The 14685-nt window shown below is 62.5% G+C and carries 15 protein-coding genes; 11 read left to right on the top strand and 4 right to left on the bottom strand.

The window, feature by feature from the left end:
* Window positions 1-3: 3 nt before the first annotated feature.
* Window positions 4-1257 carry a tyrosine--tRNA ligase gene (gene tyrS / locus FJ979_RS21035; protein WP_140583389.1) on the bottom strand — a complete coding sequence of 418 codons (1254 nt, stop codon included), beginning with the start codon at window positions 1255-1257 and terminating at the stop codon, window positions 4-6.
* A 299-nt stretch (window positions 1258-1556) separates the two neighbouring features.
* On the opposite strand from tyrS, the gene FJ979_RS21030 reads away from it, so the two are divergent.
* The 4 genes from FJ979_RS21030 to FJ979_RS21015 are packed head-to-tail and all read left to right on the top strand — an operon-like array spanning window position 1557 to window position 5168.
* Window positions 1557-2291 carry a glycosyltransferase family 2 protein gene (locus FJ979_RS21030; protein WP_140493891.1) on the top strand — a complete coding sequence of 245 codons (735 nt, stop codon included), beginning with the start codon at window positions 1557-1559 and terminating at the stop codon, window positions 2289-2291.
* The gene (locus FJ979_RS21025) at window positions 2284-2616 is read left to right on the top strand and encodes a lipid-A-disaccharide synthase N-terminal domain-containing protein (RefSeq protein WP_140493889.1); all 333 of its coding nucleotides are present in this window, start codon (window positions 2284-2286) and stop codon (window positions 2614-2616) included. The genes FJ979_RS21030 and FJ979_RS21025 overlap by 8 nt, the downstream gene beginning before the upstream one ends.
* 43 nt (window positions 2617-2659) lie before the next feature.
* The gene (locus FJ979_RS21020) at window positions 2660-4309 is read left to right on the top strand and encodes a glycosyltransferase family 39 protein (RefSeq protein ID WP_181168488.1); all 1650 of its coding nucleotides are present in this window, start codon (window positions 2660-2662) and stop codon (window positions 4307-4309) included.
* A 25-nt stretch (window positions 4310-4334) separates the two neighbouring features.
* Entirely contained in the window at window positions 4335-5168 is an 834-nt protein-coding gene (locus FJ979_RS21015) for a phosphatase PAP2 family protein (protein ID WP_140560975.1), read from the top strand.
* Between the two features lie 17 nt (window positions 5169-5185).
* On the opposite strand, the gene FJ979_RS21010 is transcribed toward FJ979_RS21015, so the two are convergent.
* Window positions 5186-5836: an FMN-binding negative transcriptional regulator gene (locus FJ979_RS21010; RefSeq protein WP_140583386.1), complete on the bottom strand. Its 651-nt coding sequence runs from the start codon at window positions 5834-5836 to the stop codon at window positions 5186-5188.
* 16 nt (window positions 5837-5852) lie between these two features.
* A complete protein-coding gene (locus tag FJ979_RS21005) occupies window positions 5853-6527 on the bottom strand; it encodes an alpha/beta hydrolase (protein ID WP_140493883.1) in 675 nt (224 codons plus the stop codon).
* A gap of 241 nt (window positions 6528-6768) precedes the next feature.
* On the opposite strand from FJ979_RS21005, the gene FJ979_RS21000 reads away from it, so the two are divergent.
* From FJ979_RS21000 to sufA, 7 genes are all read left to right on the top strand, one after another.
* On the top strand, window positions 6769-7932 hold the full coding sequence (locus tag FJ979_RS21000) for a cysteine desulfurase family protein (RefSeq protein WP_140522190.1): 1164 nt from the start codon (window positions 6769-6771) through the stop codon (window positions 7930-7932).
* A 185-nt stretch (window positions 7933-8117) separates the two neighbouring features.
* Window positions 8118-9635 carry a Fe-S cluster assembly protein SufB gene (sufB, locus tag FJ979_RS20995; protein ID WP_140583383.1) on the top strand — a complete coding sequence of 506 codons (1518 nt, stop codon included), beginning with the start codon at window positions 8118-8120 and terminating at the stop codon, window positions 9633-9635.
* Between the two features lie 27 nt (window positions 9636-9662).
* Window positions 9663-10418 carry a Fe-S cluster assembly ATPase SufC gene (sufC, locus tag FJ979_RS20990; protein ID WP_140583381.1) on the top strand — a complete coding sequence of 252 codons (756 nt, stop codon included), beginning with the start codon at window positions 9663-9665 and terminating at the stop codon, window positions 10416-10418.
* Between the two features lie 25 nt (window positions 10419-10443).
* Complete coding sequence (gene sufD / locus FJ979_RS20985) at window positions 10444-11712, top strand: Fe-S cluster assembly protein SufD (RefSeq protein WP_140583378.1); 1269 nt, start codon at window positions 10444-10446, stop codon at window positions 11710-11712.
* Window positions 11713-11895: 183 nt separating this feature from the next.
* Window positions 11896-13131 carry a cysteine desulfurase gene (locus tag FJ979_RS20980; protein ID WP_140494998.1) on the top strand — a complete coding sequence of 412 codons (1236 nt, stop codon included), beginning with the start codon at window positions 11896-11898 and terminating at the stop codon, window positions 13129-13131.
* A 5-nt stretch (window positions 13132-13136) separates the two neighbouring features.
* Complete coding sequence (locus FJ979_RS20975; RefSeq protein ID WP_140547766.1) at window positions 13137-13529, top strand: SUF system Fe-S cluster assembly protein; 393 nt, start codon at window positions 13137-13139, stop codon at window positions 13527-13529.
* A gap of 101 nt (window positions 13530-13630) precedes the next feature.
* Window positions 13631-14011 carry a Fe-S cluster assembly scaffold SufA gene (gene sufA, locus FJ979_RS20970; protein WP_140560976.1) on the top strand — a complete coding sequence of 127 codons (381 nt, stop codon included), beginning with the start codon at window positions 13631-13633 and terminating at the stop codon, window positions 14009-14011.
* Window positions 14012-14172: 161 nt separating this feature from the next.
* Here sufA and FJ979_RS20965 read toward each other — a convergent pair whose 3' ends face one another.
* Entirely contained in the window at window positions 14173-14670 is a 498-nt protein-coding gene (locus tag FJ979_RS20965; protein WP_140583375.1) for a GFA family protein, read from the bottom strand.
* Window positions 14671-14685 lie beyond the last annotated feature (15 nt).

Here is a 14685-nt window from a genome sequence, read left to right as displayed (position 1 = left end):
GCCTCAGATCGGCCGCACCAAAATGTGTTTTTTCCTGCCCAGTGAAAGCTTTACGACGTTTTCCGGACTCAAATCCTGAAGCGTGACCGTGCGACGGTCATCGCTGACAGGCTGATCATTGAGCCGCACCGCACCGCCTTGCACATGCCGCCGCGCTTCGCCGTTGGACGCCGCCAGCCCGGCGGTCACCAGCAGCGCCAGGATGCCGACGCCGGCTTCGAGCTTGGCGTTTTCAACCTCGACGCTCGGCAGCGTCTCGGCGAGGGCACCTTCCTCGAAGGTCTTGCGTGCGGTTTCGCTGGCCTGTTCGGCGGCGCCGCGACCATGGAGCAACGCGGTGATCTCCGTGGCGAGGATCTTTTTCGCCTCGTTGATCTCGGACCCGCCGAGCTTCTCCAGGCGCGCCACCTCGTCCAACGGCAGCGTCGTGTAGAGCTTCAGGAAGCGGCCGACATCGGCGTCCTCGGTGTTGCGCCAATACTGCCAGAATTCGTAGGGCGAGAGCATCTCGGCATCGAGCCAGACCGCGCCCGTGGCGGACTTGCCCATCTTGGCGCCCGACGAGGTGGTGAGCAGCGGCGTCGTCAGCGCATAAAGCTGCGCGTCCTCCATGCGGCGACCGAGATCGATGCCGTTGATGATATTCCCCCACTGGTCGGAGCCGCCCATCTGCAGACGGCAGCCGAGGCGCTTGTAGAGCTCGACGAAGTCGTAGGCCTGCAGGATCATGTAGTTGAATTCGAGGAAGGACAACGACTGCTCGCGGTCGAGCCGCAGCTTGACGGAATCGAACGCCAGCATGCGGTTGACCGAAAAGTGACGGCCGACGTCGCGCAGGAAATTGACGTAGTTGATCTCCATCAGCCAGTCGGCGTTGTTGACCATGATCGCATCATTCGGGCCGCTGCCGAATTTGAGATACGGCATGAAATTGCGGCGGATGCCGGCGAGATTGTCGTCGATGTCGCGCGGTGTCAGAAGCTTGCGCGCCTCGTCCTTGAAGGAAGGGTCGCCGATCATCGAGGTGCCGCCGCCCATCAGGGCGATCGGCCGATGGCCGGTCTGCTGCAGCCAGTACAACATCATGATCTGGATCAGCGAGCCGGCGTGCAGGCTCTTGGCCGTCGCGTCGAAGCCGATATAGGCCGTCACCGTCTCCTTGGCGAAGAGATCGTCCAGCCCGGCATCATCCGAAGTCTGGTGGATGAAGCCGCGCTCGCTCATCGTGCGCAGAAAATCGGATTTGAAGGCAGGCATTTTTTCTTTCCCGAAGCGTCCGCCCGTCCGGCGCGGGCGTATGTGAAAGCGCGCGTTTAGCACCCAAGCGCGATCAGCAAAAGTGGATTCCGGTTTTGCGCCCGATCGCGCTTCGACCAGGGGCTTGGCAATCACTTGTTGTTGAAACGCCGCAAGCCGCCTCTCGGCGCGGATGCTTGCTTCATTGTTTGTGCTGGCGTAATGAGGCGCGCGCCAAAAGGTCCTTGCAGCCCACGACCTTAAGCGGCACCGCACGGCATCCACCCAATGCCATATCCGACGACAGAGCCCCACGCGACATGCCGGACGCATTGATATCCATTGTCATTCCTTGCAGGAACGAGGCGGCAAACCTGCCGCTGCTGATCGATGAGATCGAGGCGGCGATGACCGGGCGCGACTTCGAACTGATCATCGTCAACGACGGCTCGACCGACGAAACCACAGCCGTTCTCGCCAGGCAGGCAGCACTTCGCCCGTTTCCAGTCAGGGAATTGCGGCACGAGAAATCCGCCGGCCAGAGCCTCTCGGTACGCTCCGGCGCCTGGGCGGCGCGCGGAAGCATCGTCGCCACGATCGACGGCGATGGCCAGAACGATCCTCAGTACATTCCCATGCTGGTCGACGCCTTGCGGCGGGCCGGGCCCGGCTACGGTGCCGCGCAAGGGCAACGCCTGAAGCGCCGCGACAGCAAGGTCAAGCAACTGGCATCGCGGTTCGCCAACTGGCTGAGAAACGCCATCCTGCATGACGAGACGCGCGACACAGGCTGCGGCCTGAAGGCGGTCCACACCGAGATCCTGCGCAAGCTGCCGTTCTTCGACGGCACCCATCGTTTCGTTCCGGCGCTGGTCATCCAGGAAGGATACCATGTCGTGCATTGCGACGTCGTCGACCGCTCCCGCCGCCACGGCAAGTCGAACTACGGAATTTTCGACCGTGGCCTGCAGGGCGTGCTCGATCTCTGCGGCGTCTGGTGGCTGCGCCGCAGGCGTCGCCGGATGCCAAAAGTAGAGGAAATCACGCATGGTTAACGTGCTTCAGGAACTGGTGACCTGGATCCACCGGGTCTTCATCGAACAGTTCAACGCGTGGATCCTGCTCGGCTTCGTCGCCCAGTTCTTTTTCACCATGCGCTTCGTCGTGCAGTGGCTCGCATCGGAAAAGGCCAAGCGAAGCGTCGTGCCGATCGCCTTCTGGTTCTTCTCGCTGTTCGGCGGAGGTCTGTTGCTGATTTATGCCATCAAGCGGCAGGATCCGGTGTTCATCGCCGGCCAGGGCATGGGCTTGTTCATCTACATCAGAAATCTCTGGCTGATCGCCAATGAACGCAAGGCGGCGATGACGAAGGTCGATTGAGCGGCTTTGCGCATCAGGGAAGAATAGTCGGAGAGGCTGGAATATGGCGCTGAACAGGAACTACATCCTTCTTTTCCTGTTCAGCCTGGTGATGACGGTGTCGGGACTTGCGTCCATGCCGCCGCTGGACCGTGACGAGCCGCGCTTCGTCCAGGCCACCAAGCAGATGGTCGAGAGCGGCGATTATGTCGACATCCGCTTTCAGGACGCTTCGCGCTACCAGAAGCCGATCGGCATCTATTGGCTGCAATCCGCGGCCGTGGCTCTGAGCGGCAAGGGCGCCGCCGCACCAATATGGGTCTACCGCCTGGTGTCGACGCTGGGCATCGCCCTGGCCGTTCTCGGCATCGCCTGGACGGGCACCAGGCTTTTCGGAGCCAGTGCCGGCATCGCCGCCGGCCTGGTGATGGCGGCGATCTTCGCCACCGCCTTCGAGGGCCGCGACGCCAAGACCGATGCGATGCTGCTGGCCTGCTGCGTGGCGGCGCAGGGCGCGCTGGCGCAGATTTACCTGGCATCGCGCCGCAACGAGCCCGTCGCCGGCCATCTGTGGTGGATATTCTGGCTGGCGCAAGGGGCCGCGAGCCTCATCAAGGGGCCGATCGCCCCACTGCTGTCGGCGCTCACCATCGCTGTCTTGTTTGCATTCGAACGCGACGGGCGCTGGCTGTCGAAGCTCAAGGTGGGGCGCGGCCTGCTGCTCGTCGTGCTGATCGTGTTGCCCTGGCTCGCCCTGATCACCTGGAAAAGCCACGGCGCCTTCCTCCAGCAGGCCGTCGGCAAGGATATGCTCGGCAAGGTCGCCCAGGGCGAGGAATCGCACGGCCTGCCGCCCGGCTTCTACATGTTGACCTATTCGCTGTTCATGTGGCCGTTCGGCCTGATCGCCGTCGGCGCCGGCCTGCAAGCCCTCAACCGGCTGCGCGACGATGTCAGGCTGCGCTTCTGCCTCGCCTGGTACATCCCCTTCTGGCTGGTATTCGAACTGATTCCGACCAAGCTGCCGCACTACGTGCTGCCGGCCTATCCCGGCATGGCGCTGCTGATCGGCTGGCTTTTGACATTGCAGCCGCAGGAAGCCAATGCGCCGCTCCGGCGCTGGCAGCAATGGTTGTGGTGGTCGACTGCCTTCGGCCTGGTCGTGGTCAGCCTCGGCCTGGCCGCGGTCTGTGTAGGCGCCCCGATCTATCTCACCCACACTTTCTCGTGGTGGAGCATTCCGGCGGCCGCATCAGCGCTCGGCGCCGGCTACCTGGCCTTCTCGCGACAGCTGCAAGTGCCGCTTGCCCGTATCGGCGCCGTCGCCGCCTGTGCGGGCATCGCCTACGGGTTGCTGTTTGGTGTCATCGCCCCGTCCTTGAAGCCGATATGGCTGAGCCCGGCGATCGACCAGGCTGTGCGCGTCTACAAGCCTTGCGACACCTCGGTGCTGGCGTCGTCGCAGTATCACGAGCCGAGCCTTGTGTTCCTGGTGGGCACGAAAACGATACTGACCGACATCGATGGCGTGGCAAAGCATCTGCTTGCCGACCCCGCCTGCGCGCTGGGACTGACGCCGGTCGAGGATCAGCAGAAACTCGATGGATTGCTGGCAGGGCAAGGCAAGGCGGCGAGCCATCTTACGACGGTCGACGGGCTCAACTTTTCATCGGGAGACAAAATGTCGCTCGGCCTCTACCGTATCGCCCAATGAGTTCGACAATGGGATCGGGTTTTCAATGCTGGTGAAACCGCGCCCTTCCGTTTCCATTGCGCCCGCTGCGGTGGTGCGTCGGTCCGTTGGAAATTTCCGCGACACGCTGCGGATCGTCAGAGGGCGCTTCGCCGCTCGTTCCGCCTCGTATCCCAAGGTCCTATGGCCGCTCTGGATCTCGGCCTGGATTTTGCTCACGGCAGCGGCATTCGCCGGCCTCGACACGCCTGCGGGATTGCTGCACGGCCGGTGGTCGGCGGGCTTCGGCCGGCTCGCCGAGTTCCTGACACAGTTCGGCCTGGGCGGCTGGTATCTCATCCCGCCGGCACTCTTGCTCATAGGGGCCAATCTGACGGACTGGCGAAACCTGTCGCGGCGGTCATTGATGCTCGTCTACAACTGGACCTGCCTGGCGTTCCTTGCACTGAGCGCCGTCGGTCTGTCCGGCCTGCTGGTCAATGTCCTGAAATATGCGGTCGGCCGGGCGCGTCCGCTCTATTTTCAGGATCTCGGCGTGCTCTCGCTGCGTCCCTTCGCCTTCGATGCGCGCTTTGCCGGTTTCCCGTCCGGTCACGCCACGACCATGGGGGCCGTGTTCGGCATCCTGCTGCTTTTGTTCCCGCGGCGCTGGTACATCGCCTTGCCGATCACGGCCTGCATCGCCTCGACGCGGGTCTTCGTCGGCGCGCATTATCCGAGTGATACCGTCGCCGGCTTTGGTCTTGGCTTTGCCTTCGCGCTGGTTTGCGGACTGGTCTTTGCCCGGCTCGGCTTCATCTTCAGCCCGACACGATCGGGATTGCCGGTGCGCAAGCAGACGTTTCGGCTGATCGGTCGAACAAGCCGAACGGCCGTCTGATCCATCGAGCCTGGGATTTAGTCGCCGTTCAGTCCGCCATAGGACCTTACCAGGTTCACCATGTCGGACGAATTTGCCGTCTCGCTTTCAAGCCCGTGCGCAACGCCTGCGCGATCCGCGACGGGACGGTTCTGGCTGACCTTCCATTTGCCATGGATTTCGGCGATATCGATCTCCAGCCCGATGATGCCCTTGATCTGCGACTGGATGAACGGGGCAGGCGCATCCGTTACCGCCCATGGCGCCTCACGCGTGCCTTCCTGCGAAGCCGTCAGGTCGGCGATCTGCCGCGCCAGCCAGTCCTGATCATCGATCACCTTCGCGGTGCCGCGCACCTGCACGATGGCATAGTTCCAGGTTGGCACCACCTTGCCGGTCTCGCGCTTGGTCTCGTACCAGGACGGCGTCACATAGGCGTCGGTACCCTGGAAGACGATCAGCACCGTCGAGGCCGGATTGTCGGCGATAAGCCGCCATTGCGGATTGGCTCTAGCCAGATGTGCGCGCAGCCTGCCGTTTGGCCCGACATCGGCGTCGATCAGGAACGGAATGGCGTCGGCGACCGGCCCTTCGGGTCCGCTGGAAACCAAGAGGCCGAGCGGATGTGCCCGGATCAGCCCGTGCAGCACCTCCGGCCGTGTTTCCTGGAAATGAGGAGGCTGGTACATCGCGATCATCCGTCCTTTAGCGCAGCCGCTTCGGGCGCGGATCCGACAATTCGCCGGCCAGCCGGCGATCGAGATAATCCGCGCATTCCTCGATCAGCAGTTCGGCATCGTTGGCGAAGAAATGATTGGCGCCGGGCAATGTCTTCTGCGTGATGGTGATGCCCTTTTGCGTGTGCAGCTTGTCGACCAGGCCTTGCACGTCCTTCGGCGGCGCCACCTTGTCAGCGTCGCCATGGATGATGAGCCCCGAGGAGGGGCAGGGGGCCAGGAAGGAAAAGTCGTAGGTGTTGGGTTGCGGCGCGACCGAGATGAAGCCTTCGATCTCGGGCCGGCGCATCAAAAGCTGCATGCCGATCCACGAGCCGAACGAATAGCCGGCAACCCAGCAACTCTTGGAATCCGGATGCAGCGACTGCACCCAGTCGAGTGCGGCGGCCGCATCCGACAATTCGCCGGTGCCGTGATCGAATTCGCCCTGGCTGCGCCCGATGCCGCGGAAATTGAAGCGCAGCGTGGTGAAGTCGCGCTTCTGGAACATGTAGAAGAGGTCGTAGACGATTTTGTTGTTCATCGTCCCGCCGAATTGCGGGTGCGGATGCAAGACAATGGCAATCGGCGCGCTCTTTTCCTTCGAGGGCTGGTATCGACCCTCCAGACGGCCGGCCGGACCGGTGAAAATGACCTCAGGCATGAAATACTCCAACTTGGGTAATAAGAATGCGCGGCGCCCGGAGAACCTTCCTCTGGCCTTGACGCAGGGCGAGCGTCTTCATAGAAGCTAGTTTAGAATTGTTCAAAACTGGGTGGCCGGAACGCAATCGTCCGGCTGCCCGCGCCGCAAGCCGCGTAAATAGGACGGCTTGCCTTGGAATTTCAAGGAAATAACGCGATATCTCGGTGGAATGGCTTCTGACGGGACCAACTGGAAGAAAATGGCCGGAATGCGCGCCTATCTCGACTACAATGCCAGTGCGCCCCTGCTTGCAGCGGCACGCGAGGCTATGGTCGCGGCGCTCGATGTGGCCGCCAACCCATCATCGGTCCATGCCGAAGGGCGTGCGGCGCGTCGCCTGATCGAAACTGCAAGGCGTGATGTGGCGGAATTGGTGAAGGCCAAGGCTGGGCATGTCGTGTTCACGTCAGGCGCCACGGAAGCCGCCTCGACGCTGCTGACGCCCGATTGGCGGATGGGGCGCGGGACCATCCGCATGAGCCATCTCTATGTCTGCGAAGCCGACCACCCCTGCCTGTTGAACGGCGGGTCCTTCCCGGCCTCGCAGGTGACGCGGATCGGCGTCGACGCCAATGGAATTGTCGACCTCGAAGCAATGGCAAACGCGCTTGCCGCGCACGATAAGGCCGCCGGCCTGCCGCTGGTGGCAATCCATGCCGCCAACAATGAGACTGGTGTCATCCAGCCGGTCGATCGTATCGCCGAAATCGTAAAGGCGGTCGACGGTGTCCTCGTCGTAGACGCGGTTCAGGCGGCAGGGCGCATTTCGATCGACATTTCGGCGGGTTACGCCGACTATCTGATACTGTCGTCGCACAAGATTGGCGGCCCCAAGGGCGTCGGCGCCATCGTCGCCGCTGCCGATCTGATGATGCCGAAGCCGCTCATCAACGGCGGTGGCCAGGAAAAGGGCCATCGCGGCGGCACCGAGAACCTGCCCGGCATTGCGGGATTTGGCGCGGCGGCGCGGGAGGCTCTCATCGGATTGGAGGCCATCGACGCCCTGCGTCGGTGCCGCGACGAGATCGAGGCCATCGTTAAAATGTTGATACCGGACGTGGAAATCTTCGGAACCGGCGCACCGAGGCTTGCCAACACGACATTCTTCGCTATTCCCGGCGCCAAGGCCGAAACGGTACAGATCGCCTTCGACCTGGCCGGTGTGGCGCTGTCGGCGGGTTCCGCCTGCTCGTCGGGTAAAGTCGGTCCGAGCCATGTGCTGAAGGCCATGGGTCAAGGTGACAGTCCGGGTGCGTTGCGCTTGTCGATCGGCGCGGCGACCGGCGCGCAGGACATCGAGGCGTTCCGCCTGGCGTTGGCAGAAATCGCCGCACGTCGGGTGGGCAAGGAGAAGGCCGCGTAGCGGTTGGACGAATTTGGGCCTTTCGGCCTGGTAGAGCCGTGCGTTTCATGCTGGCCGGGTGAATTTCCGGCCGAGGCGCACTATATGAAACTTACGCCGCCGCGGGTGCTCCTTGGGTGCTTATCCGGCGGTGCCATAGTTTGAAAACTGTCGGGCCTTGACCCCGGCGTGGATGGAGAACGCATATGCCTGCTGTGCAGGACACGATCGATCGGGTCCGAAAGATCGACGTCGACCAATACAAATACGGGTTCCAGACCGAAATCGCTGTCGACAAGGCCCCCAAGGGCCTGAGCGAAGACATCATCCGTTTCATTTCAGCGAAGAAGGACGAACCGTCCTGGATGCTGGAATGGCGTCTGGAAGCCTATCGGCGCTGGCTGACGCTGGAAGAGCCGACCTGGGCGCGCGTCAACTATCCCAAGATCGATTTCCAGGACATCTATTACTACGCGGCGCCGAAGAGCACGCCCGGACCGAGCTCGCTCAGCGACGTCGATCCGGAGATCTTGAAGGTCTACGAGAAACTCGGCATTCCGCTGAAGGAGCAGGAGATCCTGGCCGGCGTGCAGAAGACCGATGCGTCCGAGCTCGAGGAAGCCAGCGACAACGTCTACAAGTCCGGCCGCGTCGCCGTCGACGCCGTGTTCGATTCGGTATCCGTCGTCACCACGTTCAAGAAGGAACTGGCGCAGGCGGGCGTCATCTTCTGCTCGATCTCGGAAGCCATCCGCGAGCATCCGGAACTGGTGAAGAAATATCTCGGCTCGGTCGTGCCGACGTCGGATAATTTTTATGCGACGCTGAATTCGGCCGTCTTCACCGACGGCTCGTTTGTCTTCGTGCCCAAGGGCGTTCGCTGCCCAATGGAACTGTCGACCTATTTCCGCATGAACGAGAAGAACACCGGCCAGTTCGAGCGCACGCTGATCATCGCCGAGGAGCGGGCCTACGTCTCCTATCTCGAAGGCTGCACGGCGCCGCAGCGCGACGAGAACCAGCTCCATGCCGCAGTCGTCGAACTGGTGGCGCTAGACGATGCCGAGATCAAATATTCGACGGTGCAGAACTGGTACCCCGGCGACGCCGAGGGCAAGGGCGGCATCTATAACTTCGTTACCAAGCGCGGCGATTGCCGTGGCCACCGCTCGAAGATCTCGTGGACGCAGGTCGAGACCGGCTCGGCGATCACGTGGAAATACCCGAGCTGCATCCTGCGCGGCGACGATTCCAGCGGCGAGTTCTATTCGATCGCCGTGTCGAACGGCTACCAGCAGGTCGACAGCGGCACCAAGATGATCCATCTCGGCAAGAACACGTCGAGCCGCATCATCTCCAAGGGCATCGCCGCCGGCTTTTCGCAGAACACCTATCGCGGCCAGGTTTCGGCGCACCGCAAGGCGACCAACGCGCGCAACTTCACCAACTGCGACTCGCTGCTGATCGGCGACCAGTGCGGCGCCCACACGGTTCCCTACATGGAAGCCAAGAACGCGACGGCTCAGTTCGAGCATGAGGCGACGACGTCGAAGATTTCCGAGGACCAGAAGTTCTACGTCATGCAGCGCGGCATTCCGGAGGAGGAAGCGATCGCGCTGATCGTGAATGGCTTCGTCAAGGACGTCATCCAGCAGCTGCCGATGGAATTCGCCGTCGAGGCACAGAAGTTGATCGGGATTTCGCTCGAGGGCTCGGTCGGCTGACCGGACAGATATTCAGGAAACAAAAGAATGCTTGAGATCAAGAACCTGCATGCCCGCATCGTCGATGACGGCACCGAAATCATCCGCGGCCTGAACCTCTCGGTGAGAGCCGGCGAGGTCGCGGCCATCATGGGGCCGAATGGCTCGGGCAAGTCGACGCTGTCCTACATTCTCGCCGGCCGCGAGGACTACGAGGTCACCGAGGGCGATATCCTCTACAACGGCCAGTCGATCCTCGAAATGGATCCGGCCGAGCGCGCGACTTCGGGCATTTTCCTGGCCTTCCAGTATCCGATGGAGATACCGGGCGTGGCGACCATGGAATTCCTGAAGGTTGCCATGAACGAGCAGCGCAAGGCGCGCGGCGAGGAGCCGCTGAAGATCCCCGAATTCCTGAAGCGGGTGAAGGATGCCGCAGCCTCGCTCAACATGGACATGAACATGCTCAAGCGGCCGCTCAATGTCGGCTTCTCCGGCGGCGAGAAGAAGCGCGCCGAGATTCTGCAGATGAAGCTTTTGGAGCCAAAGCTCTGCGTGCTTGACGAGACCGATTCCGGGCTCGACATCGATGCGCTCAAGATCGTCTCCGATGGCGTCAACGCGTTGCGCTCGCCCGAGCGCGCCATCGTCGTCATCACGCACTATCAGCGGCTGCTCGAACACATCGTGCCCGACACCGTGCACGTGCTCTACAAGGGCCAGGTCATCAAGTCCGGCGACAAGTCGCTGGCGCTCGACCTCGAGGCCAATGGCTATGCCGGCGTGATCGGTGAAGCCGCGTGAGATGCCAGAAGGCAAGGCAAGACTGATGAACATGCACACACAACCCCAGCGGACACCGGCCGAAACAGCGTTGATCGACGCTTTCGGCGAACGGTTGTCGCTGCTGCCAGGCGACGGCGCGGTGATGTTGAAGCGCGACGACGCCATCGAGGCGGTAAAGCACGGACTGCCGACACGGCGCATCGAATCCTGGCACTACACCGACCTGCGGCGGCTGCTGAATGCGGTGCCGGACTTCGACCCGACGGCCGTGGCCAAAGCCATCGCGCCAGTTGTTGAAGGTTCCACCGTGTTGCCGCTTCTCAATGGTGTGTCGAGCGCCAAAACGCCCGCAATCGAAGGCGTCAGCGTCCAGGCCCTGTCGGAGAAACTGACCGACGGCAGCATCGCGCCTGGGCTCGATCTCTATGGCAGCGACGATGCCATCGGGGCGTTGAACACGGCTTTCGTCGCCGATGGCTATTTCGTCGACATCGCCGATGGCACCCAAGTGGAAAAGCCGATCGAATTGCAGAACCTGCAGGCCGGCGGCCAGACGCATGTACGCCTGGCCGTTCGCGTCGGCGCCGGCGCCAAGGCTGTGATCGTCGAGCGCCAGGCCGGCGAGGGCGCGGCCCTTGTCAGCTCGGTCAGCCAGCTCGTGCTCGGCGAAGGCGCCGAGGTGACGTGGCTGATCATCCAGGAGCAGCCGGACACGGCGACGCATCTGGCGCAGTTCAAGGCTCATATCGGCAAGAATGCGAAGCTGACGCTGTTCGTCATGAACGCCGGCGGCAAGCTCGTGCGCCAGGAGGTCGTGGTGAAGACGACGGGCGAGGGCGCCGACTTCCAATTGCGCGGCATCAACCTGCTGGCCGGCGACGCCCACACGGACACCACCATGGTGCTCGATCATGCGGTGCCGCACACCACGTCGACGGAAGTGATCCGCAACGTCGTGACCGGCAAGGCGCGTGGCGTCTTCCAGGGCCGCATCAACGTCCATCAATACGCGCAGAAGACCAACGCCAAAATGGCTTGCAACACGCTGCTTCTGTCGGACGACGGCGAGTTCTCGACCAAGCCGGAACTCGAAATCTTCGCCGACGACGTGGTCTGCGGTCATGGCGCCACCGTCACCGAGATCGACCACAACCATCTGTTTTACCTGATGGCGCGCGGCATCGACGAGAAGAGCGCCCGTGGTCTGCTGGTGAAGGCCTTCATCGCCGAGGTGATCGAGGAACTGGACGACGAGGTGATCGTCGAGGCCCTGGAGACCAGGCTCGACGGCTGGTTTGCGGCGCATGGATGAGTGGATAGGGCTCGCTCCGGCGAACACCCCTGATCCGGCTGCTTCGCGGCCACCTTCTCCCACAAGGGGAGAAGGAAGAGCGCCTGACCTTCTCCCCTTGTGGGAGAAGGTGGATCGGCGCGTAGCGCCGAGACGGATGAGGGGTGTTGGACGGAATGAGGCAGTGCCTCAAGAGAGCTTATGATGGACCAGAAAGTCGAAACCTACGACGTCGAGGCGATCCGCCGCGATTTCCCGATTCTGTCACGCGAAGTCTACGGCAAACCTCTCGTCTATCTCGACAATGGCGCCTCGGCGCAGAAGCCGCAGGCGGTGCTCGACGCGGTCCAGCACGCCTATGCCCAGGAATACGCCAACGTCCATCGCGGCCTGCACTTCCTGTCCAATGCAGCGACCGACGCTTATGAGAAGGCGCGGGAGACGGTTCGCCGCTTCCTCAATGCGCCGAGCACCGACAATATCGTCTTCACCTCGAACACGACATCGGCGATCAACACGGTCGCCTATGGCTATGGCATGCCCAATATCGGCGAGGGCGACGAGATCGTGCTGTCGATCATGGAGCACCACTCCAACATCGTGCCATGGCATTTCATCCGCGAGCGGCAGGGCGCCAAACTGGTCTGGGTGCCGGTCGACGATCTCGGCGTCTTCCACATCGAGGAATTCGAGAAGCGACTGACCGACCGCACAAAGCTGGTCGCCATCACGCAGATGTCGAACGCGCTGGGCACGGTGACGCCGATCAAGGAGATCGTGCGCATCGCGCATTCGCGCGGCATTCCCGTGCTCGTCGACGGCAGCCAGAGCGCTGTCCATATGCCCATCGACGTGCAGGACCTCGACTGCGATTTCTTCGTCTTCACCGGCCACAAGGTCTACGGTCCCTCCGGCATCGGTGTGCTCTATGGCAAGAAGGACATCTTGCAGCGCATGCGTCCGTTCATGGGCGGCGGCGAGATGATCGAGGAGGTGACCGAAGACATCGTCACCTACAACGACCCGCCACACCGCTTCGAGGCCGGTACGCCGCCGATCGTCCAGGCGATCGGGCTGGGCGCCGCGCTCGATTACATGGAAAAGATCGGCCGCGAGCGCATCGCCGCGCACGAGGCCGATTTGAAGGACTATGCGCACGAGCGGCTGCGCGCCATCAACTCGCTGCGCATCTTCGGCGACGCGCCCGGCAAGGGCGCCATCATCTCGTTCGAGCTGCAAGGCATTCATGCCCATGACGTGTCGATGGTGATCGACCGGCAAGGCGTGGCTGTGCGCGCGGGCACCCATTGCGCCCAGCCCCTGTTGAAACGCTTCGGCGTAACCTCCACATGCAGGGCGTCGTTCGGCATGTATAATACGCGAGCCGAAGTCGATGCTTTGGCTGATGCGCTGGAAAAAGCGCGCAAGTTCTTCGGGTGACGATAATGGAAGATGCCAGCACAGCCACCGACGCTGTTCCCGACGCGGCCGCTAAGGCGGTGGTTTCCGCCTCCGCAATTCCCGCCGACGAACTGGCGCGGCTGACCGACGACATCGTTTCGGCGCTGAAGACGGTCTACGACCCGGAAATCCCGGCCGATATCTACGAGCTTGGCCTCGTCTACAAGATCGACATCGAGGACGACCGCTCAGTCAAGATCGACATGACGCTGACCGCGCCCGGCTGCCCGGTGGCCGGCGAGATGCCGGGCTGGGTTGAGAACGCCGTCGGCGCCGTCGAAGGCGTGTCGGGCGTCGAGGTCAACATGACATTCGACCCGCCCTGGTCGCCCGATCGCATGTCGGAAGAGGCGCAGGTGGCGGTGGGCTGGTACTGACGTCGAGTCCGGCACACTTGCGCCAGTGGTAAAACTTCACCATTTTAGGTGAGGAATCATTCGGCAGGCCTTGAACCTGCATGGAATGGAGAAGGAAAAAGATGGGATGCTTTGCCGTCATCACGATGACCGAAAAGGCCGCCGACCGGGTGCGCGAGATCGTTGCCACGCGTGAGAATGCGCATGGCATTCGCCTCGGTATCAAGAAGGGCGGTTGCGCCGGCATGGAATACACGGTCGACCTGGTGACCGAACCCAATACCAAGGACGACCACATCGAGCGCGACGGCGCCCATGTCTATGTCGCGCCGGAAGCAGCACTTTTCCTGTTCGGCACCGAGATGGATTTCGAGCAGACGACGCTGCGCACCGGCTTCACCTTCCGCAACCCGAACCAGAGCTCGGCCTGCGGCTGCGGCGAATCCGTCGAACTGAAGCCGGCCGACCTCAAGGCGCTGGCAGAAGCACGCGCCTCCGCCTGACCTTCCTTCGTCCCGTTTACGGGGAGAAGGTGTCCCCCAGGGCCGGATGAGGGGCAGCGATAGCCCCGCTGCCGGCGTTCGTCATTCGAAAAGCCGCGCAATTGGCTTCCCGCCTGCTGCGCAGACCACTCCTCACCTCCCTTAGAACGCAGCGAAGACACTCACTCCACCCACGTCCCGGTCCGCTTATGCCAGTCGGCGATCGATTCCTCGGGATAGACGTCGAACACCTTGTCGCTCGGCCCGACATCGGGCTCGACCCAGTTGGCCTTGTATTTCAGCATCAGATGCACCTTGCTTGGCGGTTTCGGCAGGTCGCTGTCGATCGCCGAGGCGAAGGGATGGACGAGTTCCGGCCAGGTCGGGTCGTAGAGCCACAGCGCCGATCCGCATTTGCGGCAGAAATTGCGCTCTCCGGTCGAGATTTCGCAATGCGGATGTTCGTCGTCCTCGATCTCGGCCCGATAGACGCCGAGGCTGCTCTTGCCGCGGATGGTCATCGTCTCGTAGTCGGCGCCGAGATTGATGGCAAAACCGCCGCCGCCCTGCTGCTTGCGGCAGATCGAGCAGTAGCACAGCATGAACGGCACGGGCGTGTGGCTTTCCACCTCGAAACGAACGGCATTGCAGCGGCAGGACCCCTTGAGCAGGACAGGCATGGCGGGAACTCCGAT

Source organism: Mesorhizobium sp. B1-1-6, assembly GCF_006443035.1.
Lineage (GTDB): Bacteria > Pseudomonadota > Alphaproteobacteria > Rhizobiales > Rhizobiaceae > Mesorhizobium.
Note: the sequence above shows the minus strand (reverse complement) of the source record. Positions and strands in the feature narration are given on the sequence as shown.